Here is a 26,042-nt window from a genome sequence, read left to right as displayed (position 1 = left end):
AACCCTGTATTCTAAACTCATGTCCCGGGACTAAGTGCCCGGGGCTATGGCAGATCATCCAACAGCATCGGGTAAAGCAGATTGCCTGCCTGCGGGCCTGCGCCAAGATAATCAACCCATTGATCGGTGGATTCATTGTATCGGCGGTACCGCTCAATCTTGTCATAAAGCCCGTTGACGATGGTCTGTTGTTCAGAAATCGGAAGGCGAACCCAATCGTCTTCGGTGATGGCCATAATCTGAGATTTGTAAGGCAAGTCCGCTAGGTATTCGTCCAAAGCCACAGCTTCCGCAAGGCTAGGGTCCGACTGCCGCGACACCTGATCAGGTCTTCGGCTCATATCCGCAGCTACACCCAGAACCTGCGCAAAAAACTGATCGGGATTGACCACGTTGCGTTCCGCCTGGTCCACGATGATCCGCAGCGCTTCTTCCAGGTTGCTCAGATCGGCTTTGGAAATCAGCAACCGGATCGACAACGGTTTTAAGCCGGTGCGGTCAAAGTCGCGATCCGCCACATAAGCTTCGAACAAATCCGGTGCACGAGCGCCTTCTGTCTTGCCAAGATACGCCAACTGCATGGTTCGACCTGCAGTACTGAGACCCGAAAACCGATCGTCGCCCTCATCGCTGATGGCATCTTCGTCCAAAATCTCATCCCCACCACTCCGTCGATAGGAAGACGTTTGCTGAGCAACGATTGCACCCAACGTACGGGCAGTTTCTCGGTAAACCTCAGGATCACCGTTTTGGATGGGGAAGTATAACGGTGCCGAATTCGGAAACGCCGTCAGCTGTTTGTAAGCCGCTTCCGCCGATGGATGGTCTTTCGCCCCACGGTCAGTACGTAGATGCATAACCGCCATCGCGCCGCCGATCCGTTCACGGATAATCCTGTTCAGACTTTCCGCGCTGAGACCTGTAGACGAGTATTGATCATCGAACTCACGGGGGCCAGCATCCGTCACCAACACGATGAAACGCGCTCCGAAGCCGCTCCAATCCATGTCTTCCAGAGCATGCTCGATCCCGCGATAGCTGTCTTCGCGAAAGTTCTTACTGCTGGAATCCGCTTCTTGCATCTGGTCGATGCCATTCAGGAAATTGTCAACGTTCAGCCCTTCCTGAAGGTCGACAAAAGTCCGAACGTCATAGCCAAGACCCGGCGCTGCCTCGAGGCTGTCGCGATAACCCACCAGCCCAAAGCTGACGGCGTCTGCCGCTGCGGATCCGGCAGCTTCACGATAAACCTCTTGCAGTGCATCGCGGGTTGCCCGGATGTATGGCTCCATCGAAATCGTGGTGTCCACAACAAAAACCACTGCCGTTTTCAAGTCACCTGCACCCGCGTCATCTGATGGCAAGGGCGTGTTCGGCGCGTTGGCGCTGGCTACAGCGACTTGCAACAGATTGACAAAGGGGCCGATGTCAAACACGGCCTCTTCGGTGGAAAGGATCGGCATGACGTAAAGGTTCTGCCGCTGATCAATCGTTTCACGCGGACCAAGCGCGATAACGGTTTCCGACGGTTCCCCGCCTTGTTCCGCAGCTAAGGCTTCATCCCTGGCGTCCTTGGCCAAACCAGCCGGATTTTCACTTTCGATGATGTCGTAAATCGGGTCGATGTCATTGAAGAACAATACCCTCCCGACATTGTCGCTGCCCTCCAGCGTGGCGACAATATTCTGGTTCCAGGGGATGGATGCCGCTGCCGGGATCCACATCAGGTCGTCGCCCTGATCGCTGGCCCCAATCTGCATCCAATCACCGTCGCGGTCGTAAACAAAAAACACCTGTAACGGCGACAACGCCGCAGCGGTGCTGTCACTGTCAGGTGCCGGTTTGGCTTCGATCCGCTCGCGGATCAGCACCCTTTGGAACAGGCTTGTTTTGCCTTCGATCGGTAGCGGAGATTTAGATTGCGCCAATGCTGGCACAGCCAACGCAGCCAGCAGGGCCGTCAAGGGTAGTATCCGTCTCAACATCTTAACCGTCTCCTCACTCACCCAATCGATCCAAAGCGTCCCGTGCCGGGTCTGAACCCAGGTCAGCGGCCCGCTGATAATAGCGTCGCGCAGCAGACGTATCGGGACGCGGGAAAGGCGACGTCACTGTGCTGTGCGTCTTTGGATCATACATTTCCGCAATAAGAATATTGGCCGAGGCGCGATCCTGTTGCGAAATCTCCTGATCGTTGCTGATTGCAATCAAAGCCCCAAGAGCCGCATCCAGATTCTGAGCGCCGCCAGCGGCCAGTAGATCACGCGCCGCGGTCAAAGGATTGTCCGCTGCAACCGCCTCTTGCGCGATCTCGACAGATTCATTGACCTTTGCAGATGATCCACCCGCACCCGACAGAAAATACCATGCCGCGCCTGCAATCGCGATCAGTCCGACGACCCCGGCTGCGATCAAAGGAAGCTTGTTACCACCAGATGCTTCTTCCGCCGCCGCTGGTTTGCGCGCGGCAGCAGCAGGTGCAGGTGCCGGGGTATTTCCACTGAGCGCGGCATGGAACAATCCCGGCAGGTCAGTTGGGCGATCCTTGGGATCGGCTTTCAGCAGATGCTCCAGAACTGATTTTAGGGCAGGAGCAACTTTTGGATGAGTGATTTTCACATCCACTTTGCGGTCTTCGACCGCTGCGAACCCTTTGCCTTCGCCCGGCAATTCCAACCCGGCAGTTCGCATCAGGACCAAACCCAAAGCATAAGCATCTGTGGCCGCAGAGACCTTGTTTCCAAACAACCCCAATTGTTCAGGCGCGCAATAGCGCAGCTTTCCTGCGAAACTGTCGCCAATAATCGACTTGTCCGTACCAACACTGTCCGAGGCAAGGCCGAAGTCGATGAATTTTGCCTGATTGATATCCTCATGTGAAATCATGACGTTATCGGGGGCTACGTCACGGTGCACGATACCCAGTTTGTGAATCGCTTCCAAACCTTCGGCCAATCGCAAACCCAGTTTCAAAACATCGTCAGATGACAACCGGGCGCCTTTCTTGAGGTAATGTGCCAGCGGGTGCCCCGGAACAAATTCCATCACCAGAAACAGGCGGCCATCCTTGTCCAGCATCGAGGTTTCAAACCGAACCACCGCATCGCTGCGGACGGTACGCAACAGGTTCGCCTCGCGCCGGAACAGGTCCACCGCTTTTTGATTCTTGGCGAAGCTGGGCGTCATCACCTTGATCGCCACCTCATGCCCGCTGGCCCGGTTCAGCCCACGGAATGTGGCGCCCATGCCGCCTTCGCCTAAAAGCGATTTGATCTCATAGGTGTCTTGCAGGACGCTGCCGGGTTTCAGACCCAGTACCGAGTGTTCCATGACCCCCCTTACCTCCGGTTCTTCAGGCTAATGGCGCTGTGTTTGGTGAAGGTGCGAATGTCCATGATCTGAAAACAGATGCCTGCAAACACCAAAGACGAGGTGATCCCAAAAACAACAGTCAAAAATGCTGCAATGATCGTTGTCGTATCCGGACCCAACGGAGACAGGCGCAGCATCGCTATGGCCGTAAAACAGAAAAACACAATGGACAGTCCGGCTGTAATCCAGACCAACACTTCAAGCGATTTGCTTAATACATCCCGCATCGTTCAACCTTTCCAATTCATTCTTCGACAAACGACAGGGCCACCGCCTGAAAGTCGTCTGCAATCTGATCCAAGTCCGAATACCCAGCCACCGAGCGCGCACCGATATGGTCCTGCACCATCGCCAGACAGGTCGCACGCTCGCGACCTCGTTCGGCTTCGGTCGGGTAGATGAAATCAATCTGCTTACGCAGCAAAACAGGCGAATATTGATCGACCAGACCTTCAATCAGGTTGGCGTACTCAACAATATCGGCTTTTGCCTTGGCTTCCAGCTCGGCCAGTTTTGCAGCGGCTTCTTCTTTCGCGATCAAAACTTCTTCCAGAAACGCCTGGTCGCCGCTTTGACGAGCTTCGTTTTCAAGCGCGTCCAGCTCGGGCTGAATGGTCAGCGATGAGATCAACGCATTCAGATACCGCCGGATACCTTGCCCACACACCAACACGCCCGAGGTCAGGATCAGGCGGATCGACTGATCTCGTTGCGCGTTACGTTCCACGCGCCCGCGGTTCAGAGTGTCCTTGATCACGGCTAACTGGGTTTTGGTCCGATCCGAGAGTGTCTCACTCGAAATTTCGTCCAGCAGGTCCATTGCCTCCTGCTCACTTGCGGCCACTGCCAAACCTTCATCAGGGCGCGCCAACTGGTCCAGACCGTCCTTGAGCGCCTGATCCTGATCGGCAGAGGTAATCGCCAAGCCTTGCAACACCAGACGCGTGCCTGTGAACCTGTCGGCAGAGGCCGTGTTGGACAAGATATCAAACGGGGGCACCTCGAACCGGGTCGACGAGGTAATGTCCGCCAATGGTGTCCGGGCATCCCCTCCTCGCTTCACAAACCCGCCTGCCTGACCGTGCAAACGCCCATGCCGCACCAGAGCAAACGGATCACCGACAATCTCGGCGGCATTGCCCAACATGTCGTGCAAACCCAACGGATTTGGGCGCAGCGATCCCATCACCTGCAATTTACCGCCAGCCGAGGCGGTACCTCCGTGCGCAATGAACTCATCCTGCGGCGTACCATCGGGGACGGGCGGCAGCGGCGCGCGAAACAGCGCCTGATCCACAGCCAAACCGCCGCGTGCCGAATACTCCCATTCCTCTTCGGTCGGAAGCCGTAGATAGGCGCGCGTCTCACCAACGCGGGGCAAACTGTTCGGCGCATTCTGCATCAGCCAAAGCGTGTAGGTTTCGGCAAACCGCTGATAGTCCAGCTTGGTTTGACCGACGGCAGGCACAAAGGCACGACGGCGAGGTTCTTTGTCGGGGCAACCGACCATGACAACGTCCCACTGCGCTTGCGCAAGCTCGTATTTGGCCATGTAGAAATAGCCTTTGGCCACCCCATCGTCATCCGCAAACGCACCCGAAACAAAAGCGCGGCGCAGACCGTTCAAATAGGGCTGATCGCTTCCCTCCTGCCCAAGCACAACTGACACGTCACCAATCACCCCATCCGTGTTTGGTGTCGCTACCTTGCGAAACGTCATAGCGCCCCCGCAGGGCATAGGCAGGGTCAGGTCCCCTTCGGCAGGCTGCGGGTTAAAGTATTTTTCCTTCCAGGTGATGTCCTGCGCCTGTGCTGCGGCTGAAAAACCCAGCAGGCAAGTCAACGCAGCCACTTTGGAAAAAGACGGTTTAAGCATGAGTCAGAACCTCCTGTGGTTCGACGTTGCGAACGGCAAACACGGCCCAGATTGCTGCAGTCACAGCGGTCACCGCCCCCAAAACCAGCGTTGCCAGAATGTCGCCGGTGTACAGGCGCGCGACAGATTCTCCGGGCGCGGTTTCGAACGTGGCGTTGATGGCCAAAAGAAACGGAAGGATAAGGACCATGGTCGCGACAACACCCCCCAGAACCAGTGTCAAACTTTGGACCACCGGAACAACGCAGCGCTGACGGTCTGGCATGGTCAGCATCGAGAACAGACTGAAAATTACCCGTTGACGTTCGACCATACCACGAAGGTTGGCCGACATTGCCGCCCAGAACCCAAACATCGCCAAGGCGGCAATTGCCGTGAAGAGGAGGTTCAAATTCCGGCGGAACGACAACAAAAGTGCCGCGTTTTCGGCCCGCGGACGCGTTTGCAAGCCAAGATCGGTAAGGTGCGCTGACAAAGTCGCAATGTCCTCTAACGTTCGGGCATACAGGCGATAACTCGCATAGCTGTCAGGATCTGACACCGGATCCGTCCAGTTCCCCGGTGTCACCGACAGGTCGTCCCGAAACCTTTCAACGGCTAACAGATCGGGCACAGACAGAAAAATCGCTGAACGAGGCCAGACTTCTGCCGGAACGACACCGATGACCGTCAGATCCCGCCGAGCATTCTCGCGTTGCCCGTCAACTTCGCGACCAATGATCATGTCCAAAGTGTCCCCTGCCGTCACCGACAGGTCCTGGGCCAACTTGTCGGAAACCCAGACAGTGCCGGGCGAAACAGCTTCACCGTCAATCAAAGGATCCCCGGCAGCTGACGGGATCAGAGGAACTGCCCGTTCCAATTTTCGCTGCGCTTCATTTCGCACAGCATTGGCAGACGTGTTGATCGAGCGGGTCGCAGGCACAATAAACCCAACGTCTTGACGTGCCCCCAAGGCGGCAAAAAAAGCTGCATCATGCTGTCCCGCCCCGATCGCCAGGATTTCACGATTTGAAGGGTCCTCGATCAAGCGCCCGACCATGGTGCCTATGACACCGTTCTTCAGGGCCAGAATGATCAACAACGGGCCAAGCACACCTGCCAAGGCGGCCACGAAGCACAGGGCTGACTGCCAATCGTGCCGCAGTTCCCGTAGAGCCAGTTTCGCAGGAATCTTCAGCATCACGCCACCCGCGCCGCGACGCGGCCTGCCGTAGAAAAGATGGAATAGGATTGGCCCTGATGGTCAATCAGCCGGTGGTCCGCGCGGGGTGCGTTTGCGAAGTCCCCGGTCTGGGCCTGATGGCTGGCCAATACAACGGCCGATCCAGCCTCGGCCGCCAGATGCACGATCAACCCTTCAACCTCGGACACATTGGCAGGGTCCAGTGCTGAGACCGGTTCATCCAACAACAATAGCGCGGGCCGACCCAGCAAAGCCCGCGCAACCGACACGCGCTGCCGCTGACCAACCGATAACTGACCGGGTTTGCGTGCTTTGTAATCGCCCAGCCCCAGTGCCCGGATCAGGTGATCCTGCCACTCGGCATCCGGTGCCTGCCCGGCCACCCGTACAGGAAGTTCGATGTTTTCCAGCAAGTTCAGATATGGAACCAAGGTATTGGTTTGCAAAACAAAGCCAAGCCGGTCGGGACCGGCAAATGCAGCACGCGGCGTGTCAGGCGCGACCTGCACACCGACGATTTCATGCCGCATGTCCGGCAAATCCACCAACGGCAACGCCCCGGCGATCAATCCCAAGGCCGTGCTTTTACCGGCACCACTGACGGCATCCAAGACGATGGTCTCGCCCGCTTTCAAATCCAGCTCTTCGATCACAACAAAGAACCCCGGCGCCCGTTCGATGCCGAGGTTTCGGATCGACAGAACAGTGTCAGGGTCGTTTGAGGACAAGAGCGATCCCTCCCAATTCGACCTTGGACTTCGTGTTAATTTGCACCGGCTCATTAGGTTTCAGCCGACGCCCATCGACCTTGGTGCCGTTGGACGATCCCAGATCCGTCAGCATCATTTTGCGCCCCTGCAACGAAAGACTTGCATGACGACGGCTTAGGTTGCGGTCGGTGACTGTCAGCGTGTTTTCACTCGCCCGACCTATGGTCACACCGGATTGCAGCTGTGCCGCACTGAACTGCGCGGATTGTCCGGCCATTGTGACTGCCAGAATGGAACGCCCGCTTGGCTTGACGACAGCGGCAACATGGTTGGGCGTGTCTTCGGCATCGTCCCGCTTTCTCGAAGCTACCAAATACATTCCGCCGATCACCAAAGCGCCGCCGCCGCACAGCACCGAGAGAATGATTAAAAGAGTGCTGTCCGATCCCCCGCCGCCCGACACAATAGTCGGATTGTCAGGATCACAGCCAGCCTTGTGGCGCGTGAAAGGTACGTTACTGTCTTGCAAAAACCCAACGATGGAGTTGGCAGACGGCGCAAAGAAGGTACCGTTGGCTGGTGTCTCACCATCGGAATTCAACACCACTCCAGCCGTGTTGATCCCCAGAACCGAGCCACAGAAATCGATCATCGGCCCGCCCGAGTTGCCGGGGTTGATTGCGGCGGTATGCTGCACAATCTCTTGCGTGCCACGGTTGCGCTGCGTTTTGCCTGGCGACACTTTACTGACAGCTCCTTGCGTCAGCGTGGTTTCGAAAAACGCCAATTCGTTGCCACTGTCATTCGACACGTCCGACGTGCCCGGAAACCCAACGGCAGCGACCTGTTCGCCTTTGTTGATGGTGCCGACACGCACTGCCAGAATGTTTGGCGTGTGCCCAAAGCTTTCCTGCGGCGTGATTTTCAGGATCGCCATGTCCTTTTCGAACGATGCATAGGCTACCTGAACGTCGTATTTGTAGATCCGGTTTCCTTCTTTGAACCCAACAAAGGCCCCCGTGCCGCCGTCGATGACATGGTGGTTGGTTAAAAAGTAATACCCGTCTTCGCCGGGCAAAGGCGCAAGAACAAATCCCGAGCCAGTGCCCCATCCGCCGTCATATTGGACAACCACACGACCAACAGCGGCATCGGCCACAGCAACCACTTCTGATTGGATTTGGGACCAAGCGGACGAGGCTCCAAAGCATACCGAACACAGAACGGAATACACAAAAACTCGAAGAACAATCATTACATTCACATCAAGGTTCCATAAGCAATCACGGCCAGAGCAACGACCAGAATGAAAAACAACACCAGCAAAGACGCCTTGTGCCCACCCGACCGGCCACGCTTTTGCCGGGTTTTGCGCATCTCCGGTTTTCGTGTGACGTTAGGCTCCGGCTGTTGCGATTTGATCTGGGGCACGTCCAGATCAATCTCTGCGACCCTTGCATAGTCACGCGCGGTTCGAATGCGATCTCGCGGTAAAAGCTTGCACCCCAAGTCAATCGCATTCAGCAGGGCGTCATCATACGTGTCCTGCACCCTGTTGCGGACCAGATTTTGACGCACGGGAACATACGGGTCACGCCCGGAAGAACGCACATCCTGCCAACGCTCTTCCGCATTGGGCGGCAAACTTTGGGATACCATTTCGTACAGGATCACCGACAACGCGAATAGATCGCTCCACGGTCCTTCATGTACGCCGCCAGCCAAACCCGTCTTTTCGGGGGGGAACTGTTCAATCGCTGCGTATTTCCGCGTGAACATTGACGCCAGCCCTCTGGATTTTCCCATTAAACGCGCGGCCCCGAAGTCGATCAGGATAGGCTGACCATCTTTTCGGATCATGACATTTGCTGGCTTCATGTCACGATGCACAACACCCACTTTGTGCACTGCATCCAAAGCCCCGAGCATAGACCGCAGAAAAGTCTTTACCAGTTCCTGCGGCACCGATCCGCGTGCATCGATCATACGCGCCATCATCCGGTCAAGCGGGTCGCCATGGATGTACTCCATCACACAATAGGCCGTACCGTGTTTGCGGAAAGCGGCGCGCACGCGCATCAGGCCCTGCTGCTGTGGCAGATCTCGCAGCAAATTGGCCTCCTGCAGGAACGCCTCCAGCCCCATGTGAAACAGCTGCCGCCCCTCTGACGTCGGAGCAACTGCATTGTTGGGCCCTCGGTTCGCATAATCTGCCGGAAAATACTCCTTGATCGCGAACCTTTCACCGGTTTCCCGATTTCGCGACTGATAGGTGATGCCAAAGCCCCCTTGCCCCAGCACGTCCCCCAGGACGTAGCCGGCAAAGGTTTCTCCCTTTGGCAAGTGAACTGACACGGGCGGGGCTACTCCTGATCTATTGCACCTGAGGACGGTTGCTCGTCCTGATTGGTCACTTCGTCCGGGGTTTGATCCTCGGCGGGTTCAGATGATTCAGCTGGCGCATTGCTTTCATCCGTATCACTTTCATCGGTTGCATCCGGCTCAACTTCAGGCACTTGACTTTCGGCCTCATCAGACGGCGCGATCTGTTCCCCATCCGATGTGTCATCTGACGGTTCCGGATCGGTCGTGACCGAGCGATCGCCTATGCTACGCTCTTCCTGAGACGGTGCCGCCGTTTCTTGCGCGGGTTCAGGCTCGGTCTCGGCCACTTCTTCGCCTTTGAAGGTGAGCGCGCCAACAGCGGCCCCAATCGCCAAAGCGCCAAGGCCAATTGCAGCATATTTCAACGTTTTCTTATTGTTTTCTGCACCGTTGAAAGCCCATTGGCTGCCGCGCAGCATACTGCTCATACCATCTTGAACATGGGCATAAACAACAACCGTTGTATTATCCTGCTTTGGCTTACCTTTCGCTTCGACCGCGTTCAGCAAGTCCGAGGCAACTCCACGCATATCTCTGCTTTTGCCGTTTTGCAGAACGCTGGCGATTTCGGCTTGGGGCAATGTGTCCAGCCCATCCGAACACGCCAATACCACGTCGCCGGGCTTGAGGCTTATTGCATTGACGTCCGTCAACGAGATCCGATCGCCCATGAGCGCAGACCGCAGCGCGTTGCGGCGTGGATGATTGTCCGCCTCTTCTTGCGTGATCTGGCCTGCGGCCACCATTTGCAGCAATTCGCCATAAAGCGAATGATCTGCGTTCAGCTTTTTCAACCTCCCGTCGCGTAGCAGAAACAGACTGCTGTCGCCCACGGAAACCCAAACCAGACGATCCCCCAGTTTGAGTGCAGCAACCAGTGTGCAACCCATACCCTTTAGGTCGGGCTGGCTGGCGATCTTCTGACGCAGTGCTTCATTCGCTGCGGTCAACGAATCCTGCAGCCGTTCACGCGGGCGCGGTGCGACCGAGCCTTCGATGAAATGAGATTTAAAGACCGACAGCGCCAGATTTGCCGCCACCTCGCCCCCGGCATGGCCGCCCATTCCATCGGCGACCAGCATGAGGATATCGGATTTTGGGTCGCGCTCGTTTTGAAATACGATGTCGAACGCGTCTTCCTGGTTCTCTCGCTGACCCAGGCTCTGTTTGCCGCTGATGATTGTCATCTGGATCAGTCGTCAGAGCTTTCGGCCAGTTCAGACCAGTCAAAATCCTCGTTACAGAAGGCCACAAAGCGCACATGCGTCTGTTTCGACAACTCGATCAGCGCGTAATTCTCCAGCGGCATGGTCGTTGCCACGATCTGGCCGTTGATCCGGCTGATGTTCCGCCCGGTCCCCGGCGCCGCGAAGAACACTCGGTTTGCGTCATCGAAGATAACCCTCAGATGGTCCTTGCCGGAAATCATCTTGTCGCCGAAATCCAGGGCCACACGCTCATCACCATCCCGGCCCAAAGTGTTCATGCCAGAGCCCAGATTGACCGACTGGCCAAGGCCCGGACCTTTGACCACGACCAGCCATCCGGTAATGGGATCGACCATGGGATCGAACTCGGCCTTTCCCGAAAACTCTTTGGACATCCCGCCATGATAAATCTGAGTTTTCTCGGATTCGACGTATTCGGTGGGAGCTTCGCTGAACGACGACCCGCCAATCGCGTGTGTCGGCTCGTTGTCGGACGGAGAAATGCTCTCGGTAAACCCTTCATCCGAGCCGAAATCCACGTCGCTCAGCTCTTCTTCGTCCTTGTCGAACAGCCAGCTGGTTTTGTTGTCATTTCCCATTTTTTCACCTTTCCTGTTCAGTTGATCCCGCGGCTTATGCCCGGACCAGTTTCAGGCGTACGGACCCAAGGCCCACAGTGTCACCTACATTAATCTTCTGCGCGCCTTTGATTTTGCGGTCATTCACAAGCGTGCCGTTCAGACTGTCCAGATCGCTGAGCGTAAACCGCCCGTCCTGAGTTCCGCTCAGCTCGGCATGGACACGCGACACGCCACCGTCAGGGATGACCACTGCGTTAGTGCTGCTGCGCCCCAGCGTCGAACGGCCTGCCGGAACCGGGAAGCGATGCCCGTTATCGACACGCACCAGATAAGCTACCGGAGGTGGAGCATATGCTGCGGTCGGTGCGCTGTCTTGCGCGGGCATTTCCGTTACATCCTGCAGATCATCTGGACCAAGATCGTCCAGATCATCCTCTTCTTCGGTGCCACCCCGGCGCATAAGCAAAACCGCCAGCAAAAGGGCCAGCAGGGCAATAACACCAGCACCAATATAGACATAAAGCGCAGGCAGGCCAAAAATCAGCGGTTCTTCCTCAGCGGGCTCGGCTGGTTCCTCCGGTTCTACCGCTGCAACGTTTACGGGCTGGAATTCAGCCGAGTAGCTTTTGGTCTGGGTTTGACCAGGCTGCCCAACCACCGGTTCAATCATGTCGATTGTGATCCGTGCCGGGGCCGGATCACCAACCGGCACAATCAGCCCAGAGCCTTTGACAGCGTTTCCGTAGCTGCGGATAAAACTGGAAACAACAGTGTTTGCCGTCTGCTGGTTCTGCAGGAAAACTTCTTCCATCAACCCGTTTTGTGGGTTGGTCAGGCGTTTCAAAACATCTATGCCGCGGGTGGTGCGCGCATTGCCTTGCGCGCGCCAGAACATCCCCAAAGCAGAGACCGACACGCCAGCCTTTTCCGCCGCTTCCGAAATTTCTTCGACCGTGGCCAGCCCTTCTTCGTCGCCATCAGTGATCAGGATCAGGTTCTTTAGAAGAACATCGTCCTGCTCGCTCAGCAGTTCTATCGCCCGCGTGGAATTCGCCACCAAACGCGTGTTCTGTTCTTTGATTTCCAGCCCATCGATTACGTCTTCGGCCCGAGACCGACTGGTGGAGAACGGCGAAAGCTCGACAATATCGTTGCCAAAGCCGTAGATCGCCACTTTCTCATCCGGTGGCAGGTTGGCTACCACGCGTGAAATGAGATCGCGCTCTCGGGTCCAACTACGTACGCGACCGCTGCGATCCCCGACCGACAGGTCAATCAGAACCATCGTGGCGGACAGAGTCAGGTTTCCGGGGATTTCATCAACGTCTTTCACGAACTCAAAATCGGCTTGGCTGTCGCCCAACGACCGAAAGCTCATGCCACCCCGTTCGTTGCCCGAAGGGACGCGCACCAGGCAACTGTCTTCTGGCGCGGGCTTTGCAGGAGCGCAATCGAGAATGGCAAGACCCGTCGCTGGCGCGCGTGTCTTACCGTCTTGCGCGGTGGCCGCGCCTGCAAAAAACATTGCAGCCGCAACCGCAATAAATGTGCGAGAAATTCCGTAGGTCACGATCCCAAGACCCCCCTCAGGCAAGACGTCCCGGTCGTCGCATGCGTCGACAAGCGCCGACCTGACGTGTTTCGTATCAGATTGACAGCGCGCGGTAGGCTGACTTGATCCGGCTCAACTCCGAACGCACCACAGATGGGCTGACCCCTGCGGCAACATCCCGTTCAACAGCGTTGAGTTGGCTGTCCAGCGCCTGCACTTGTTGCAGTTTGGCCGGATCCGATGCCGACGCGGCACGCGCCTTGGCCCCTTGCGCCTTTACATCGGCAATCTGCTGCCGCAGCGCATTAATCTCGCTTTGGTTGGCGTCACGCTGTGCTGCCAACTGTGCGTTACGCTGTTCAGCCGCTTTGTTCTGGGCCAGGATAGCGTCCGCCTGCGCTTTGTTCTGCGCGATCTGGCGGTCGTATTCACCCGAATTCAAGTTTGAGATGTTGTCGAAAAGTGTTGCCGTAGTCGGGTCAGTCGACCCTGTACATCCCGCTACTGTGATGACGGAAACCAGTACGAGCGGTTTCGAGAAACGAAAAAGATCAGAGTTCATTTTACACACTTATGATTAGAAAACCCGCGCCTGTCGCCAGGCGCGGGTCAAAGAAATTCTTAAAGAAGATTGATGGACGCACGTGTGCGCGCAAGGCGATTCTTATTGCTGACTGCCGCGTTGGTTGCGCCACCCAGACCGGGTTGCCCCTTGCTGGATGCGGTGCGCAACTCGGAAATCGTTTTGTCCATATTCTGTTCACTGCGCTTCAGCTCGTTGGACACAACCTGACGGTTCGATTTGATCGCGTTGACGCGCTTGTTGTAAGCGGACTGTGACAGTTGCCCACCGTCCAGCTGCCGACGCAGAGACTTCAACTCGGCGTTTTGCGACGCCAGAACCGAACGCAGGTTTGACTGAACCGAATTCAGCTGATTGCTCACGTTGGACAGATTTGCCAGTACGGCCTTGCTGTTGACGATATCAACATTCTTGGCTGCAGCTTTCTTACCAACCTGGTTGCCGCCGACACCACCGATCAAGCCGCCTGCCGCTGCACCAGCGGCACAATCACTTGCACCGCCGCCAAGCAGCAAGGCCACACCACAGCCCACTGCGGCACCGGCCAGTGCGCCCTGCACCGTATTGTTCACGATGATATCCTTTGAAACCTGATCAAGGCTGCGCACCTGTTTCTCAAGTTGCTTTTCCTGCTGCGTCTTACCCGCAACTGCCGACGATGTGGCAGATTGAATCGTTTCTTCAGTACAGGCTGACAGTAGCAATGAAAAAGCGGCAAAAATGGAAATAGCGACTGAACGCATCAAGTAACTCCGTACACATAAATTATTCTTCGTAGTTGATTATGAACTCACATACTTTTTATTTTCAATCAACGATTCGCGTGTTCGCGTGATTAACAAAAATCGATGAAGTTTGGTGCGGCTTATATTATGGACACTTTCTCTCAAAGCTTGGTTACAATATGAAATTACCCTTTGAAGTCAGAGACAAAATCTCTCTTGCAAATGATGTTTTTTCTTTTCTTGGCAACATTGGCGCCGGAATTGGCGCATTGTTGGCATTTCTTGGAATTACCTCTAATTTAGCGAACAATACCACAAATGTCATATTTAATGTTCAGGTTTCTTCACTCTCGCTACCGGTGCGCCTTACACTTCTACTTTTGATTGCAGCGGCTTTGGGATGGGGGATTGGGGCAGTTGTTGGAAAACTCTGCCATTCCAGAAATGACTCGCTGAGTTTCATAGCATATATTGTTGCTCTGCTCTGGGGGGGCTTGATGGTCGGGGCGGCTGACTGGCTTGCTGTTGCACCGCGCCATCAGGTCTTGTCCGAGACCTTGTTGTTCACCGTGGCCGGAACCGGACTGGCCCTTTGGATCGCCGGATTCCATTTCCAAAGCGCCTCTTCAAGGAGCAAGCGCATACTGCGTGTTCAGTGCGATGCGTTGCTTTTGTTTTCGATTGGTTCAGCCTTGTTCTTGGCACTGACACTGTTGGGAGCAGGCACATGAAGCTTGGTGGTCCACTAGATTCCAAAAGCGCGGCACGCTTGCTGAGCGCGGCCGCAATCCTCGACTTCATGTTTCTTGGCTTTGTGCTGGCAACGATAGAACCTGTCTTGCGTCAGGAGTTGGGGTTGCGTCACGTCGGCCTGGCCCTGCCAATCGGGCTCTATGTGGCTCTTGTACTGATCTATTGGCTGATCTGCGAAGGGTTCCTAGGTGGGCTGAGCCTTGGGCGCTACGCCATGCGCCTGAACATGCGGGACAAGCAAGGTAAACCCATTTCACCTGTGCGGCGATCCACCCGCGCCGTCAAAAAGATCATGTCTCTGGGTCTTACAGGAATGAACCCCAATGCCGTTTCAGGATATGACCGAGCGGCTGAGGTGACATGGTACAGCCCCATGGCACCGCGTCCCCTGGCCTATTGGCAACTTGCCGTAATGGATGGCCCGGATCGCGGCAAGGTCATCGAGTTTCGGAAGGTGGCGGGCTTGCAGAAATCCCATCAAATCAAGATTGGCCGCGATCCAAACTGGGCAGACCTGGCACTATCCCGCAGCGAAAAAGCCTCGGGCCAACACTGTGTGTTAAGGGTTGAAAAGAAGGGTGTTCTGTACATCCGGGACATGAACTCTTCCAACGGCACCTGGACAGGTGGTCGCCGGGTTGGACCCGAGAAATGGATGCCTCTGGCACCAGACGGTCGGTTCCGCGTTGGGAATATAACGGTCGCTGTGCTGCGGTGATGAGATCATAAACCGCTGTTTCAAGGACCAAACGCTCAAGCTTAGTTTCGCTGGCTGGAACCACCTTGAACCACTTGAAGGATCTTCAATTGAAAACCAGGCGAGGGAATCCTCGCCTGGTTTTTTCATACTTTAGGCGACCAGATCAAACCGGTCGTTGTTCATGACCTTGGTCCAGGCCGCAACGAAGTCGCGCGCGAACTTCTCGGCGTTGTCATCCTGAGCATAAACCTCGGCATAGCCACGCAGGATCGAGTTCGAGCCGAAGACCAGATCAGCACTGGTGGCCGTGAACTTGACCTCACCGGATGCGCGATCACGCAACTCGTAGGTTCCACCCTCGACCGGATGCCAGCTGAGCGACATATCCGTCAGGTTGACGAAGAAGTCAGTGGTCAGCTGTCCGACACGGTCGGTAAAGACACCATGCGCCGATCCGCCATGATTGGCACCCAGAACACGCAGGCCGCCGACCAGAACGGTCATCTCAGATGCCGTCAGGCCCAGCAATTGCGCTCGGTCTAGCATCATCGCTTCGGGCGACACGGCGTATTCTTTCAGCTGCCAGTTTCGGAACCCGTCAGCCAGTGGTTCAAGCACCGAGAAGCTGTCTGTATCGGTCTGTTCGTCTGTCGCGTCGCCGCGACCAGCCGAGAAGGGAACCGTGACATTAAAGCCTGCAGCCTTGATCGACTGTTCCAGACCGACATTACCTGCCAGAACGATCACGTCAGCGACCGACGCTCCGGTTTCAGCAGCGATCGGCTCGAGCACGCCCAGCACTTTTGCCAGACGCTCAGGCTCGTTGCCCGCCCAGTCTTTCTGCGGTGCCAGACGGATGCGCGCACCATTTGCGCCGCCGCGTTTGTCAGACCCACGGAAGGTGCGGGCGCTGTCCCAGGCGGTGGTGATCATCTCGACTGCAGTCAGGCCGCTGTCCGCGATCTTTGCTTTGACCGCATCAACGTCATACCCGGTCGAACCTGCAGGGATCGGATCCTGCCAGATCAGGTCTTCTGCGGGCACGTCCGGACCGTAGTAGTTAACACGTGGGCCCATATCGCGGTGGGTCAGCTTGAACCACGCACGCGCGAAGGTGTCCGCGAAATAGTCCGGATCGGCCATGAATTTCTGACAGATCGCGTTGTAGGCCGGATCAACTTTCATCGCCATATCCGCATCAGTCATCATCGGCATCCGGCGGACAGACGAGTCGGTCGGATCGACCGGCTTTTCATCTTCCGGCATGTCGATGGGCTGCCACTGATGCGCGCCAGCGGGCGATTTGCCCAGTTCCCATTCGTAACCGAACAGATAGTCGAAATAGCCCATATCGAACTTCAGCGGCTCTTTCGTCCAGGCGCCCTCAATGCCTGATGTGAACGCGTTGGTCGCCTTGCCGTTCTGATCAGGGTTGTCCCAACCCAAGCCCTGGCCAGACACAGGACAGGCTTCAGGCTCGGCACCGATGTTGTCACCCGCCATCGCGCCGTGCGCCTTACCGACCGTGTGACCACCGCATGTCAGCGCTGCAGTCTCTTCGTCATCCATAGCCATACGAGCAAAGGTTTCACGGATATGCAAAGCGGTACGTGCCGGGTCCGGGTTGCCGTTCACACCTTCGGGATTCACATAGATCAGTCCCATATGTACAGCACCCAGCGGGTTTTCCAGCGTGCTGGGTGTTTCCAGATCGCCATAGCGGCTCTCGGACGGGGCCAGCCATTGGTTTTCCGAACCCCAGTACACGTCTTTTTCCGGGCCCCAGATGTCTTCGCGGCCAAAACCGAAACCAAAGGTTTTCAGGCCCATCGATTCATACGCAACAGTGCCCGACAGGACGATCAGGTCAGCCCAAGACAGTGCGTTGCCGTATTTCTTTTTCACCGGCCAAAGCAAACGGCGCGCTTTATCCAGGCTGGCGTTGTCTGGCCACGAGTTCAGCGGAGCAAATCGGATGTTGCCCGAACCCGCGCCGCCGCGACCGTCACCCAGGCGATAAGAGCCGGCCGAGTGCCACGCCAGACGGATCATCAGGCCGCCATAGTGGCCCCAGTCCGCCGGCCACCAGTCTTGGCTATCGGTCAGCAATGCTTCGACATCGGCGCGAACGGCTTTGAAATCCAGACCTTTGACCGCTTCACGGTGGTTGTAATCCGCATCCATCGGGTTTGTGCGCGTGTCGTGCTGGCTCAGAATGTCCAGGTTCAGCGCATCCGGCCACCATTTGGTGACAGAATTGCCCGTGCCTGTGTTCCCGCCATGCATAACAGGGCAGCCGCCGGATTGGTGATTGTGAGGGTTACCGTCCATTGTAAATCTCCTGAGTATTTACCTAGGGGTTCAGATAGGTTGACTCGTACCCGACCCAATCGATAAATGGAAATTTGTAATTTCTATCATTGTGATTAGTTTTTCAAATGAAAGCACTGACGCTCAAGCACCTGCGTTACTTCGAGGCCCTTGCCACTCATGGTCACTTCGGCAAAGCCGCGGCGGCCAGTGCAATCTCGCAACCTGCCCTTTCCATTCAGATTAAAGAGCTGGAGGCCATAATGGGCGGTCCGCTGGTAGAACGCGCCGCGCGTGAGACCCGGCTGACGGCACTTGGAGAAGACGTTCTGAGCCACGGCCGAGAAATCCTGATGCGGGTCGAAGATTTGGGCAATCTGGTACAATCACCGTCCGGCCCATTGTCAGGCCGTTTGCGTATAGGCGTTATCCCAACAGTGGCGCCTTACCTGCTGCCGTCGATCATCAAGGCTTTGTCGCAGCGATTCCCACAGCTGACAATCGAACCCAAAGAGACCATCACAGAGTCGGTGATCCGGGAGATTCTTGACTCGCGGCTGGATGTCGGAGTTGTCGCCCTACCTGTTTCCGAGCCCAGCCTTCGAGAGTTTTCGCTGTTCAACGAAGACTTCTTACTGGTCCGCCCGGCACAAGACGCCAGCCTTCCCATGCCCAGTTCGTCGCAGCTCAGAACAATGCGGTTGTTGTTGCTGGAGGAAGGCCATTGTTTCCGTGACCAGGCCCTGTCTTTTTGTTCGATCCGCAATATCGAACCGCAGCAGATCATGGAGGGAAGTTCGCTTTCCACACTCGTGCAGATGGTTGGGGCCGGGATTGGCGTGACGCTGATACCGGAAATGGCAGTCGGCTTGGAAACCCGTTCCGCCGACGTTTCAATCGCCCGGTTCCAGGACACACCGCCTGCCCGGACGATTGGATTGGTCTGGCGGAAAACAAACCCGCTCAGCGAAAACCTTCTTAAGATCGGTGCAATTGTACGTAAAACCGCGGAAGAGAATATTCTGCACGCGGGGCAAAATGGCCAAGCGATCGCTGATTGAGTGTGAGGCGAGGTCAGCCAAGCCTTTCAGCGCTCATCTGGCTGTCTGACGCTCACGCAGAAAAAACATCATAAGCTTTGAGAGCCTTTGCACTGTAAGCATAGGACGGCCCGCCGCCCATATAGGTCGCCATGGCCAACGCCTCGCACATCTCTTCGCGCGTGGCCCCCAGACGAACAAGCGACTTCACATGAAACCCGATGCAGCTGTCACAACGGGTCGCGACAGCGATGCCCAACGCGATGAATTCCTTGGTCTTTTCGCTCAATACACCGTCGGACTTGGCGGCCTTGCCCATGATGCCAAAGCCACGCACCGTTTCGGGAACCTCTTTCGAGAAGGTGCCGATGTTGACCTCGGTCTCGGCCATGAAATCTTTCCAGTCCATAAGTAAGCTCCTTATCCGCGCTCATCTGCGCCCATGCGGCGTTCCAACCAGCGCACACCAGCACTGATGATCAGTACGAGGATCAAATATTCAAAGATCAGCAGTGTGTAGATTTCCAGCGGGCGGTATTCCGTCACCACCAATTCATTCGCGCGGCGAGTCAATTCCTGCATCCCGATAACGCTGGCAAAGGCGCTCATCTTGACGATGTAGATGAACTGGTTTGCCAATGGAGGCAGAATACGCCGGATCGCCTGAGGCAGGATCACGTAACGCATGGTCTGTACATAGTTCAGACCTATGGTTTGCGCCGCTTCACGCTGACCGCGCGCGATGGATTGAATACCCGCACGATAGATCTCGGCGGTAAAGGCACTGTCCGAAATCGCAAGGGTGATGATCGCGCCCCAGAATGGATCGATTGGCACGTTCATTCCCATCGACTGGAACACGATAGGCAATCCATAAAAGACCCAAAACAGCATCGGCAGCAGTGGAATGGCGCGGATGAATTCCACGTAGACCCGGTTGATCAAACGCCAGCCGCGTTTCTCGGACAGGCCCGGCAATGCCACCATCAATCCGATGACAATCGACAGAACTGCGGCAATAAGAGAGATCTGTATCGTCGCCCACATGCCAGAAATCAGGAATTTAACATTGGTCCAGCCCGATGCCGTGGTAGGGTCGATCACATACCAGCCCCAAGTCTGGGACGAGGAACAACCCGCCAGCAACAGCAAGGGCGCTATCAGAAGAAGTTTTTTCATAGCCCCTCTCAGTGCTGCAATATCTGCGACAGGAATTTACGACACCGCTCGGATTGCGGGTTGGTGAAGAAATGCTCGGGCTTGCCCTCTTCGACGATCTCGCCCGCGTCCATGAAGATCATCTTGTCGGCCACTTTGCGCGCAAACCCCATCTCATGGGTTACAACAACCATGGTCATGCCTTCATTCGCCAATTCGACCATTACATCCAGCACTTCCGAGATCATTTCGGGATCCAGGGCCGAGGTCGGCTCATCGAACAACAGCACGCGCGGTTCCATACAAAGGGATCGTGCAATGGCGACGCGTTGTTGTTGACCACCGGACAACTGAATGGGTTTTTTGTCCGCCTGATCAGGGATGTGTACGCGCTCCAGATAGAGACGTGCCTTTTCCTCGGCCTCCTTACGGCTCAGACCCCGCGCTTTGATCGGGCCCAGAGTCAGGTTTTCCAACACGGTCAGATGCGGAAACAGGTTAAACTGTTGAAACACCATTCCAACCTCGGACCGGATCGTCGCCGCAGATTTTGCATCATCCGTAAGTTCGACCCCATCCACGCGGATGGTTCCTTTCTGGTGTTTTTCCAACTGGTTGATACACCGAACGACGGTTGACTTACCTGAGCCCGAAGGCCCGCATATCACCACCTTCTCGCCGCTGTTGACCGTCAGGTTTATATCCTTGAGTACGTGAAACGTGTCGAACCACTTGTTCACGCCCACAAGTTCAATTGCGGCGTCTGGCATAAGCTGGTCTGCCCTTGTTTTGGTCAAGTTGTAATATTTTCTTGAGGTTATCTTTCTCTTTCGGGTTAAATCAATGATGAACACGGCGGCAAGACATAAACATCACCAACGGGAGAAAGCGATGAACACTTTTTTGAAAGCAGCGGCAGCAGCCGCGCTGGGTCTGGTATTGTCAGGTGCCGCACAGGCGCAATCCGCACTGAACGAGATTCTGGATTCCGGCGTGCTTAAAGTGGGCACCACCGGTGACTGGAACCCCATGTCGCTGCGCGATCCGGCCACCAACAGCTACAAAGGCTATGACATCGACATCATGAACGAGTTGGCCGCCGATCTGGGGGTTGAGGTCGAATATGTGCCGACCGATTGGAAAACGCTGGTCAACGGCGTGGTGGCGGGCAAGTACCACCTGACCGGTTCGGCCTCGATCTCTCCGCCGCGCATGAAGGTCGCCGGTTTTTCGGATAGCTACATCGCGGTGGAGCTTTTCCCGTACACGACCAAGGACAAGGCGGACAAATTTGACGGCTATGACTCCATCAACCAGCCGGGTGTCACGGTTGCCACCACGCTGGGCACGACGTTTGAAAAGCGTGTGCGTGAATGGTTCCCGAACGCCGAGATTAAAGTTGTCGAAGCCCCGGCCCGTGGTTTTCAGGAAGTGATCGCTGGACGCGCAGATGTGTTCATCACGTCGAACATCGAAGGATCGACACTTGAGGAGAAGTTCCCTGTGGTCCGTGTCAAGAATGCGGGTCCCCGGTCGCCATCGCCCATCGCGATGATCCTGCCGCAAGGCGATCAGGTCTGGATCAACTACGTGAACAACTGGATCGAAGTGAAAAAAGCGCAAGGCTTCTTCGAAGCTAATCGTGAGAAATGGGGTCTCTGATCCATTTTCAGACAGAACCTACACTTTAACGCCCGGTCTTCAGGACCGGGCGTTTTCTATTTTGACGTGACTGAGCAAGGTGCTTTGCGCACTAATTTTTCGATTAATATGTCCGCGGAACCAGACCGGCCTGAAACCATTGAATAAAAGAGACGATAGAAAACACGGGCAACCCAGTAGCCTGTTGGATATCGCGTGCATAGGGGCACATATTTGTGCATTCCAGCACGATTGCACCCAAGTCAGGGTTGCCCGCAACCAAGGTACGCGCCGCCTGTACATTGTCTTCGCGCGCTTTCTGAACATCCAGCCTTAGCTCATTCCCAAGGATCGCGCGGGTAAACTCCTGCCCGCCTTCGGTTGTGCCAATCGGGGTATCCAACGGCACGTTGGCCGCCCGCAGATGATCTTTCGTCAGGGTCGAGGCTGAAATGGTCAAAACCCCTGCGCGCTTGCCCGCAGGCAGGATGCGGTTCACCATTTCTACCTGCATCAAGGACGATGTTGCCACCGGAACCGGGACGGCTTGGGCCAGTTCTTTCTGGAACAAGGACAGGAAACCGCAATTGGTGGTTATGCCATCCACACCATCCCTTACCAGATCTCGCGCCGCGTCGATGAACACATCCAGCATCCCCTCGGCCCGGTGCCGAACCACCCGATCCGGCGAGGCATCGCGGACAATGCGATAGAGCACCGGAAACGGCCAGGTCAGCGCGTTGCCCATGTCACCCGGGATTCTTGGGAATTGGGCATCCAGCATCAGAATACCGACGGATGCGCCGTAGATGGATTTTCCCCCCTGCGCGATCATCCCTCGACCTCCTCGATTATTCGGGCCGAGATTTCTTCGGACCCTTCCATATAAATGCTGCTAATCCCGTGACGCACAGCGTCCTGCACCTGATCCATGCGCTTGGTGATATGAGCACCCAGAACACGTGCGGCCTCTTCCGCATCCCGTTCTATCAACGCCTGCATAACTCGCTTATGCTCGTCTTTTGATCGTTGCACCCGGTCCATACTCATGGAAATCCAACGGATATAGCGAATGCGCTCATTGATCCGCGCCAGGGTTTGCAAAAGTTCCATATTGCCCGACAGTTTGGCTATCCCAAGGTGAAACGCCTCATCCCGGCTGACGGCTTCTTCGACGGTCAGGCCGGTGATATCGATACCCGTTGAGTAAAGCTCATCCCGCAGATTCTGCAGGTCTTTGTCAGAGGCCTTGGAACACGCCGCACGCGCGGCGGCAGTTTCGATAATCTGGCGCAGTTCGAAAAGGTCAAACACGCTTTGCGCATCCAACGGGCGGCAGAAAAACCCTTGCCCGGGGCGAAAGTCAAAAAGCCGCTCGGCAACCAGCCGGTTCAACGCCTCGCGCAGTGGCGTTCGGCTGACGCCCAGATCCTTGGACAGAGCAACTTCGTTCAGACGATCCCCGGGGCGCAGACGGAAGGAAACCGCCATCGCCTTAACCTGATCATAGATGTCGCCGACCCTTGGACCCGCCATTAACCTGCCCTTCCTCTTGTTTGCCACAGGTGCCACAGGCAGAGCTTGAAATCAATATACGAAACTGTATACAGTTCTGCGTACAGTGTGGAATCGAGAGGCTCGTAGATCATGACAGGGACGAATTATCTGACCGGGGCAGAGGCTATGGTGCGTATGCTCGAGGCACATGGCGTGAAGCACATGTTCGGTCTGTGCGGCGATACCACCTTGCCGCTCTATGACGCTCTGGCCCGCATGGATCACGGTATTCAGCACATTTTGACACGGGATGAACGGCACGCGGCCTATATGGCGGATGGTTACGCGCGTGTGACTGGGAAGCCCGGTGTCTGCGAAGGTCCCTCGGGCGGTGGCGCAACTTACATTCTGCCCGGCGTTGTCGAAGCCAATGAAAGTTCCGTTCCGATACTGGCGATCACCTCGGACGTCGCGACAACCAGCCGGGGCAAATACCCATTGACCGAACTGGATCAGCCCGCCCTGTTCAAGCCGTTGGCCAAGTGGAACACCTCGCTGGACGACGCCGCGCGGCTTCCGGCCATGGTGCGGGCCGCCTTTCGGGCGATGACAACGGGCACGCCGGGGGCCACCCATCTGGCCCTGCCCTTCGACACGCAAAAAGCGCAGGTGGATGAGGCCGAAATCTGGGCGGATGATAGGCATCGCAGCTATCCTGCCGAGCGCGCTGCTCCGGACATGGATGCGATCGCAGCCGCGGCGGATATTCTGGCACGGGCCAATTCCGCTGTTGCGGTCTGTGGCGGGGGGCCAGTTCTGTCAGGTGCAACCGACGCACTGCGACAGGTCGCAAATTTGTTGGACATGCCCGTTGCTACAACCGTTTCCGGCCAGGGTTCCATCGCCGAAACCGACCCGCTGGCCTTGGGCGTTGTCGGGTCTAACGGAGGTGTGCCCGCGACACGTGCCGTCGTGGATCAGGCGGATGTTGTTCTGTTCATAGGCTGCCGCGCCGGCTCGGTCACAACCGAACGGTGGAGAAGCCCAGGGCGCGATGCCACGATCATTCACATCGACAGCGATCCCATGGTGATTGGCGCAAACTACCAGACCGAAGTAGCAATCTGCGCAGATGCCCGTCTGGCGCTCGAGGCTCTCACCCGCGCTTTAGAAGATCGGCAAGACCTGAACGCACAAGGCGGGGCGGATAAAGCCCGTGCCGCGTGGGATGCCAAGCTGGCCGCTTTCGCGCCACTGGCCGCAAGTCGTGAAATGCCGATCCGGCCCGAAGCTGTCATGGCTGCGTTGATGGATATTCTGGATGATGACGCAATTGTTGTGGCTGACCCCGGCACCCCCTGCCCCTATTTCAGCGCGCATTATCGCTGGCGGACATCGGGACGGCAGTTCATCACCAACCGGGCGCATGGCGCTCTGGGCTATTCATTAGGTGCAGCGATGGGGGCACATGTCGGGCGTCCGTCGGTAAAGACCCTGGCCGTCATGGGCGATGGCTCGTTCGGCTTCACATGTGGCGAGTTTGAAACGATGGTGCGGCACAAAATGCCCATCACATCGATTGTCTTCTCAAACGCGGTCTTCGGCTGGATCAAAGCAGGTCAAGATGCGGGCTTTGGTCAAAGATTCTACAACGTTGACTTCAACCGCACAGATCATGCCGCAGTGGCGTCAGCCTTTGGCGTGAAATCATGGACGGTCAAAGACCCCGAAGACCTGCCAAAAATCCTGAGACAGGCTATCGAACATGACGGCCCCACGCTGGTCGACATCCATTCGCAACAGCTTCACAACGCGGCTGCGCCAGTATCCGAATGGGTTGCGTAAGAGGCGATCGACGGGATCAGCTGATCCAGAAACTCCTGAGCGATCCTGGATAAGGGGCGACCTTTTGCTGTGATGAGTGCAAGCTCCAACATGACTGCAGGTTTGAAAGGGCGGGTTTGATATCCGCTCTCTTCATCAAAGGTAACGGTAAAGGGGTCGATCATGGCGACCCCCATGCCTTGCTTCACGAAGCTCAGTAGGTTTTCGGACAAATGCGTGTGAATCTGCGTGCGCCATGTGCGCCCGGCACCTTGAAAGATGTCGCGGGTTTTACGATGCGTCTGATGTTCCGGCCCCATGACAATAAAAGGCTCGTTTTCCAGAATTTCTGGCGTCAGAACGTCATGCGCTGACAAAGGACTGTCTTCCGGGAAAGTGGCCAGCGTTTCGAACTGAAACACCTGATAGTTCAGCGTGTCATGCAAAATGGGCATCTCGACGATACCGATCTCAAACAGGCCAGACGTCACCCATTCTTGAATCTTCGACGAGTATTGCGACTGAAAGCTAACGGACAGGTTCGGGCGGCTTTTGGCAAACCGCGCGATCTCACGTGGCATGAAACCAAATGAAAGCAGGTGTGGCGCAGCAACCTGTAACTGACCGGGATGCTTGTTTTGCAAATCCGTTACCGCCTGCGCAACATGGTCCAACCCACGCACAACAGTGTCGACTTCGCGGTACAACAACTCGGCTTCGGGCGTAGGCAACAGACGCCCCTTGTTGCGTTCGAACAGAGGTAATCGCGCCTCGCGCTCCAGTTGCGCCAAAAGGTTGCTGATGCCGGGTTGCGATATGCCAAGAACCGATGCTGCGCCGGTCACGGTTCCGGTTTCCATGATGGCGTGAAAGGCTTGAAGCTGACGAAAGCGCAATGACATTTGTATAGTATCATTTTTTCTGATGAACTGTCGAAGATA

The 26,042-nt window shown here is 56.3% G+C and carries 25 protein-coding genes; 5 read left to right on the top strand and 20 right to left on the bottom strand.

Going from position 1 to position 26,042, the window contains the following annotated elements; all coding sequences use genetic code 11:
- Window positions 1–44: 44 nt before the first annotated feature.
- From ACXADZ_RS21935 to ACXADZ_RS21875, 13 genes are all read right to left on the bottom strand, one after another.
- Entirely contained in the window at window positions 45–1,985 is a 1,941-nt protein-coding gene (locus ACXADZ_RS21935) for a vWA domain-containing protein (protein WP_475199924.1), read from the bottom strand.
- 13 nt (window positions 1,986–1,998) lie between these two features.
- Window positions 1,999–3,330 (bottom strand): serine/threonine-protein kinase, encoded by a 1,332-nt coding sequence (locus ACXADZ_RS21930; RefSeq protein WP_475199922.1) that lies wholly within the window; start codon window positions 3,328–3,330, stop codon window positions 1,999–2,001.
- A gap of 8 nt (window positions 3,331–3,338) precedes the next feature.
- The gene (locus tag ACXADZ_RS21925) at window positions 3,339–3,599 is read right to left on the bottom strand and encodes a hypothetical protein (protein WP_171095038.1); all 261 of its coding nucleotides are present in this window, start codon (window positions 3,597–3,599) and stop codon (window positions 3,339–3,341) included.
- Window positions 3,600–3,616: 17 nt separating this feature from the next.
- Complete coding sequence (locus ACXADZ_RS21920) at window positions 3,617–5,248, bottom strand: formylglycine-generating enzyme family protein (RefSeq protein WP_475199920.1); 1,632 nt, start codon at window positions 5,246–5,248, stop codon at window positions 3,617–3,619.
- Entirely contained in the window at window positions 5,241–6,431 is a 1,191-nt protein-coding gene (locus tag ACXADZ_RS21915; protein ID WP_475199918.1) for an ABC transporter permease family protein, read from the bottom strand. The genes ACXADZ_RS21920 and ACXADZ_RS21915 overlap by 8 nt, the downstream gene beginning before the upstream one ends.
- Entirely contained in the window at window positions 6,431–7,162 is a 732-nt protein-coding gene (locus ACXADZ_RS21910; protein ID WP_475199916.1) for an ATP-binding cassette domain-containing protein, read from the bottom strand. Before ACXADZ_RS21910 ends, ACXADZ_RS21915 begins: the two co-directional genes overlap by 1 nt.
- Window positions 7,143–8,399, bottom strand: a complete 1,257-nt coding sequence (locus ACXADZ_RS21905; protein ID WP_475199914.1) for a trypsin-like peptidase domain-containing protein — start codon at window positions 8,397–8,399, stop codon at window positions 7,143–7,145. Before ACXADZ_RS21905 ends, ACXADZ_RS21910 begins: the two co-directional genes overlap by 20 nt.
- A gap of 5 nt (window positions 8,400–8,404) precedes the next feature.
- Complete coding sequence (locus ACXADZ_RS21900) at window positions 8,405–9,499, bottom strand: serine/threonine protein kinase (protein WP_475199912.1); 1,095 nt, start codon at window positions 9,497–9,499, stop codon at window positions 8,405–8,407.
- Window positions 9,500–9,507: 8 nt separating this feature from the next.
- Window positions 9,508–10,716 (bottom strand): PP2C family protein-serine/threonine phosphatase, encoded by a 1,209-nt coding sequence (locus ACXADZ_RS21895; protein ID WP_475199909.1) that lies wholly within the window; start codon window positions 10,714–10,716, stop codon window positions 9,508–9,510.
- A 5-nt stretch (window positions 10,717–10,721) separates the two neighbouring features.
- The gene (locus ACXADZ_RS21890) at window positions 10,722–11,336 is read right to left on the bottom strand and encodes an FHA domain-containing protein (RefSeq protein ID WP_171095062.1); all 615 of its coding nucleotides are present in this window, start codon (window positions 11,334–11,336) and stop codon (window positions 10,722–10,724) included.
- A gap of 34 nt (window positions 11,337–11,370) precedes the next feature.
- Window positions 11,371–12,888, bottom strand: coding sequence for an FHA domain-containing protein (locus tag ACXADZ_RS21885; RefSeq protein WP_475199905.1), 1,518 nt, complete (start codon window positions 12,886–12,888; stop codon window positions 11,371–11,373).
- 76 nt (window positions 12,889–12,964) lie between these two features.
- Window positions 12,965–13,432, bottom strand: a complete 468-nt coding sequence (locus ACXADZ_RS21880) for a hypothetical protein (protein WP_475199903.1) — start codon at window positions 13,430–13,432, stop codon at window positions 12,965–12,967.
- Window positions 13,433–13,491: 59 nt separating this feature from the next.
- The gene (locus tag ACXADZ_RS21875) at window positions 13,492–14,196 is read right to left on the bottom strand and encodes a hypothetical protein (RefSeq protein ID WP_171095069.1); all 705 of its coding nucleotides are present in this window, start codon (window positions 14,194–14,196) and stop codon (window positions 13,492–13,494) included.
- A gap of 161 nt (window positions 14,197–14,357) precedes the next feature.
- On the opposite strand from ACXADZ_RS21875, the gene ACXADZ_RS21870 reads away from it, so the two are divergent.
- Both ACXADZ_RS21870 and ACXADZ_RS21865 read left to right on the top strand, forming a co-directional pair.
- Window positions 14,358–14,909, top strand: coding sequence for a hypothetical protein (locus ACXADZ_RS21870; protein WP_475199902.1), 552 nt, complete (start codon window positions 14,358–14,360; stop codon window positions 14,907–14,909).
- On the top strand, window positions 14,906–15,649 hold the full coding sequence (locus ACXADZ_RS21865; RefSeq protein ID WP_171095071.1) for an FHA domain-containing protein: 744 nt from the start codon (window positions 14,906–14,908) through the stop codon (window positions 15,647–15,649). Before ACXADZ_RS21870 ends, ACXADZ_RS21865 begins: the two co-directional genes overlap by 4 nt.
- A 132-nt stretch (window positions 15,650–15,781) precedes the next feature.
- Here ACXADZ_RS21865 and katG read toward each other — a convergent pair whose 3' ends face one another.
- Window positions 15,782–17,962, bottom strand: a complete 2,181-nt coding sequence (gene katG / locus ACXADZ_RS21860; RefSeq protein ID WP_475199899.1) for a catalase/peroxidase HPI — start codon at window positions 17,960–17,962, stop codon at window positions 15,782–15,784.
- Between the two features lie 107 nt (window positions 17,963–18,069).
- Between katG and ACXADZ_RS21855 the strand changes: the two genes are divergently transcribed.
- Entirely contained in the window at window positions 18,070–19,002 is a 933-nt protein-coding gene (locus tag ACXADZ_RS21855; protein ID WP_171095073.1) for a hydrogen peroxide-inducible genes activator, read from the top strand.
- A 52-nt stretch (window positions 19,003–19,054) separates the two neighbouring features.
- On the opposite strand, the gene ACXADZ_RS21850 is transcribed toward ACXADZ_RS21855, so the two are convergent.
- From ACXADZ_RS21850 to ACXADZ_RS21840, 3 genes are read right to left on the bottom strand one after another with little or no spacing between them, the layout of a single operon-like run.
- On the bottom strand, window positions 19,055–19,390 hold the full coding sequence (locus ACXADZ_RS21850; protein WP_475199898.1) for a carboxymuconolactone decarboxylase family protein: 336 nt from the start codon (window positions 19,388–19,390) through the stop codon (window positions 19,055–19,057).
- An 11-nt stretch (window positions 19,391–19,401) separates the two neighbouring features.
- On the bottom strand, window positions 19,402–20,160 hold the full coding sequence (locus tag ACXADZ_RS21845; protein ID WP_171669858.1) for an amino acid ABC transporter permease: 759 nt from the start codon (window positions 20,158–20,160) through the stop codon (window positions 19,402–19,404).
- Window positions 20,161–20,168: 8 nt separating this feature from the next.
- Window positions 20,169–20,909, bottom strand: a complete 741-nt coding sequence (locus ACXADZ_RS21840; protein ID WP_171235849.1) for an amino acid ABC transporter ATP-binding protein — start codon at window positions 20,907–20,909, stop codon at window positions 20,169–20,171.
- 121 nt (window positions 20,910–21,030) lie between these two features.
- On the opposite strand from ACXADZ_RS21840, the gene ACXADZ_RS21835 reads away from it, so the two are divergent.
- Window positions 21,031–21,801 carry a transporter substrate-binding domain-containing protein gene (locus ACXADZ_RS21835; RefSeq protein WP_171095077.1) on the top strand — a complete coding sequence of 257 codons (771 nt, stop codon included), beginning with the start codon at window positions 21,031–21,033 and terminating at the stop codon, window positions 21,799–21,801.
- Window positions 21,802–21,904: 103 nt separating this feature from the next.
- On the opposite strand, the gene ACXADZ_RS21830 is transcribed toward ACXADZ_RS21835, so the two are convergent.
- Complete coding sequence (locus tag ACXADZ_RS21830; RefSeq protein ID WP_475199893.1) at window positions 21,905–22,615, bottom strand: aspartate/glutamate racemase family protein; 711 nt, start codon at window positions 22,613–22,615, stop codon at window positions 21,905–21,907.
- Window positions 22,612–23,316: a GntR family transcriptional regulator gene (locus tag ACXADZ_RS21825; protein WP_475199892.1), complete on the bottom strand. Its 705-nt coding sequence runs from the start codon at window positions 23,314–23,316 to the stop codon at window positions 22,612–22,614. The genes ACXADZ_RS21830 and ACXADZ_RS21825 overlap by 4 nt, the downstream gene beginning before the upstream one ends.
- A gap of 111 nt (window positions 23,317–23,427) precedes the next feature.
- Between ACXADZ_RS21825 and ACXADZ_RS21820 the strand changes: the two genes are divergently transcribed.
- Window positions 23,428–25,122, top strand: coding sequence for a thiamine pyrophosphate-binding protein (locus tag ACXADZ_RS21820; protein ID WP_475199891.1), 1,695 nt, complete (start codon window positions 23,428–23,430; stop codon window positions 25,120–25,122).
- Here ACXADZ_RS21820 and ACXADZ_RS21815 read toward each other — a convergent pair.
- Window positions 25,083–26,003: a LysR family transcriptional regulator gene (locus ACXADZ_RS21815; protein WP_475199888.1), complete on the bottom strand. Its 921-nt coding sequence runs from the start codon at window positions 26,001–26,003 to the stop codon at window positions 25,083–25,085. The genes ACXADZ_RS21820 and ACXADZ_RS21815 overlap by 40 nt on opposite strands.
- Window positions 26,004–26,042: the final 39 nt, after the last annotated feature.

This window comes from Ruegeria sp. ABM4_193 (assembly GCF_056158705.1).
The sequence above is the reverse complement of the archived record's forward strand: the minus strand, read 5'-3'. Positions and strand labels throughout refer to the sequence as shown.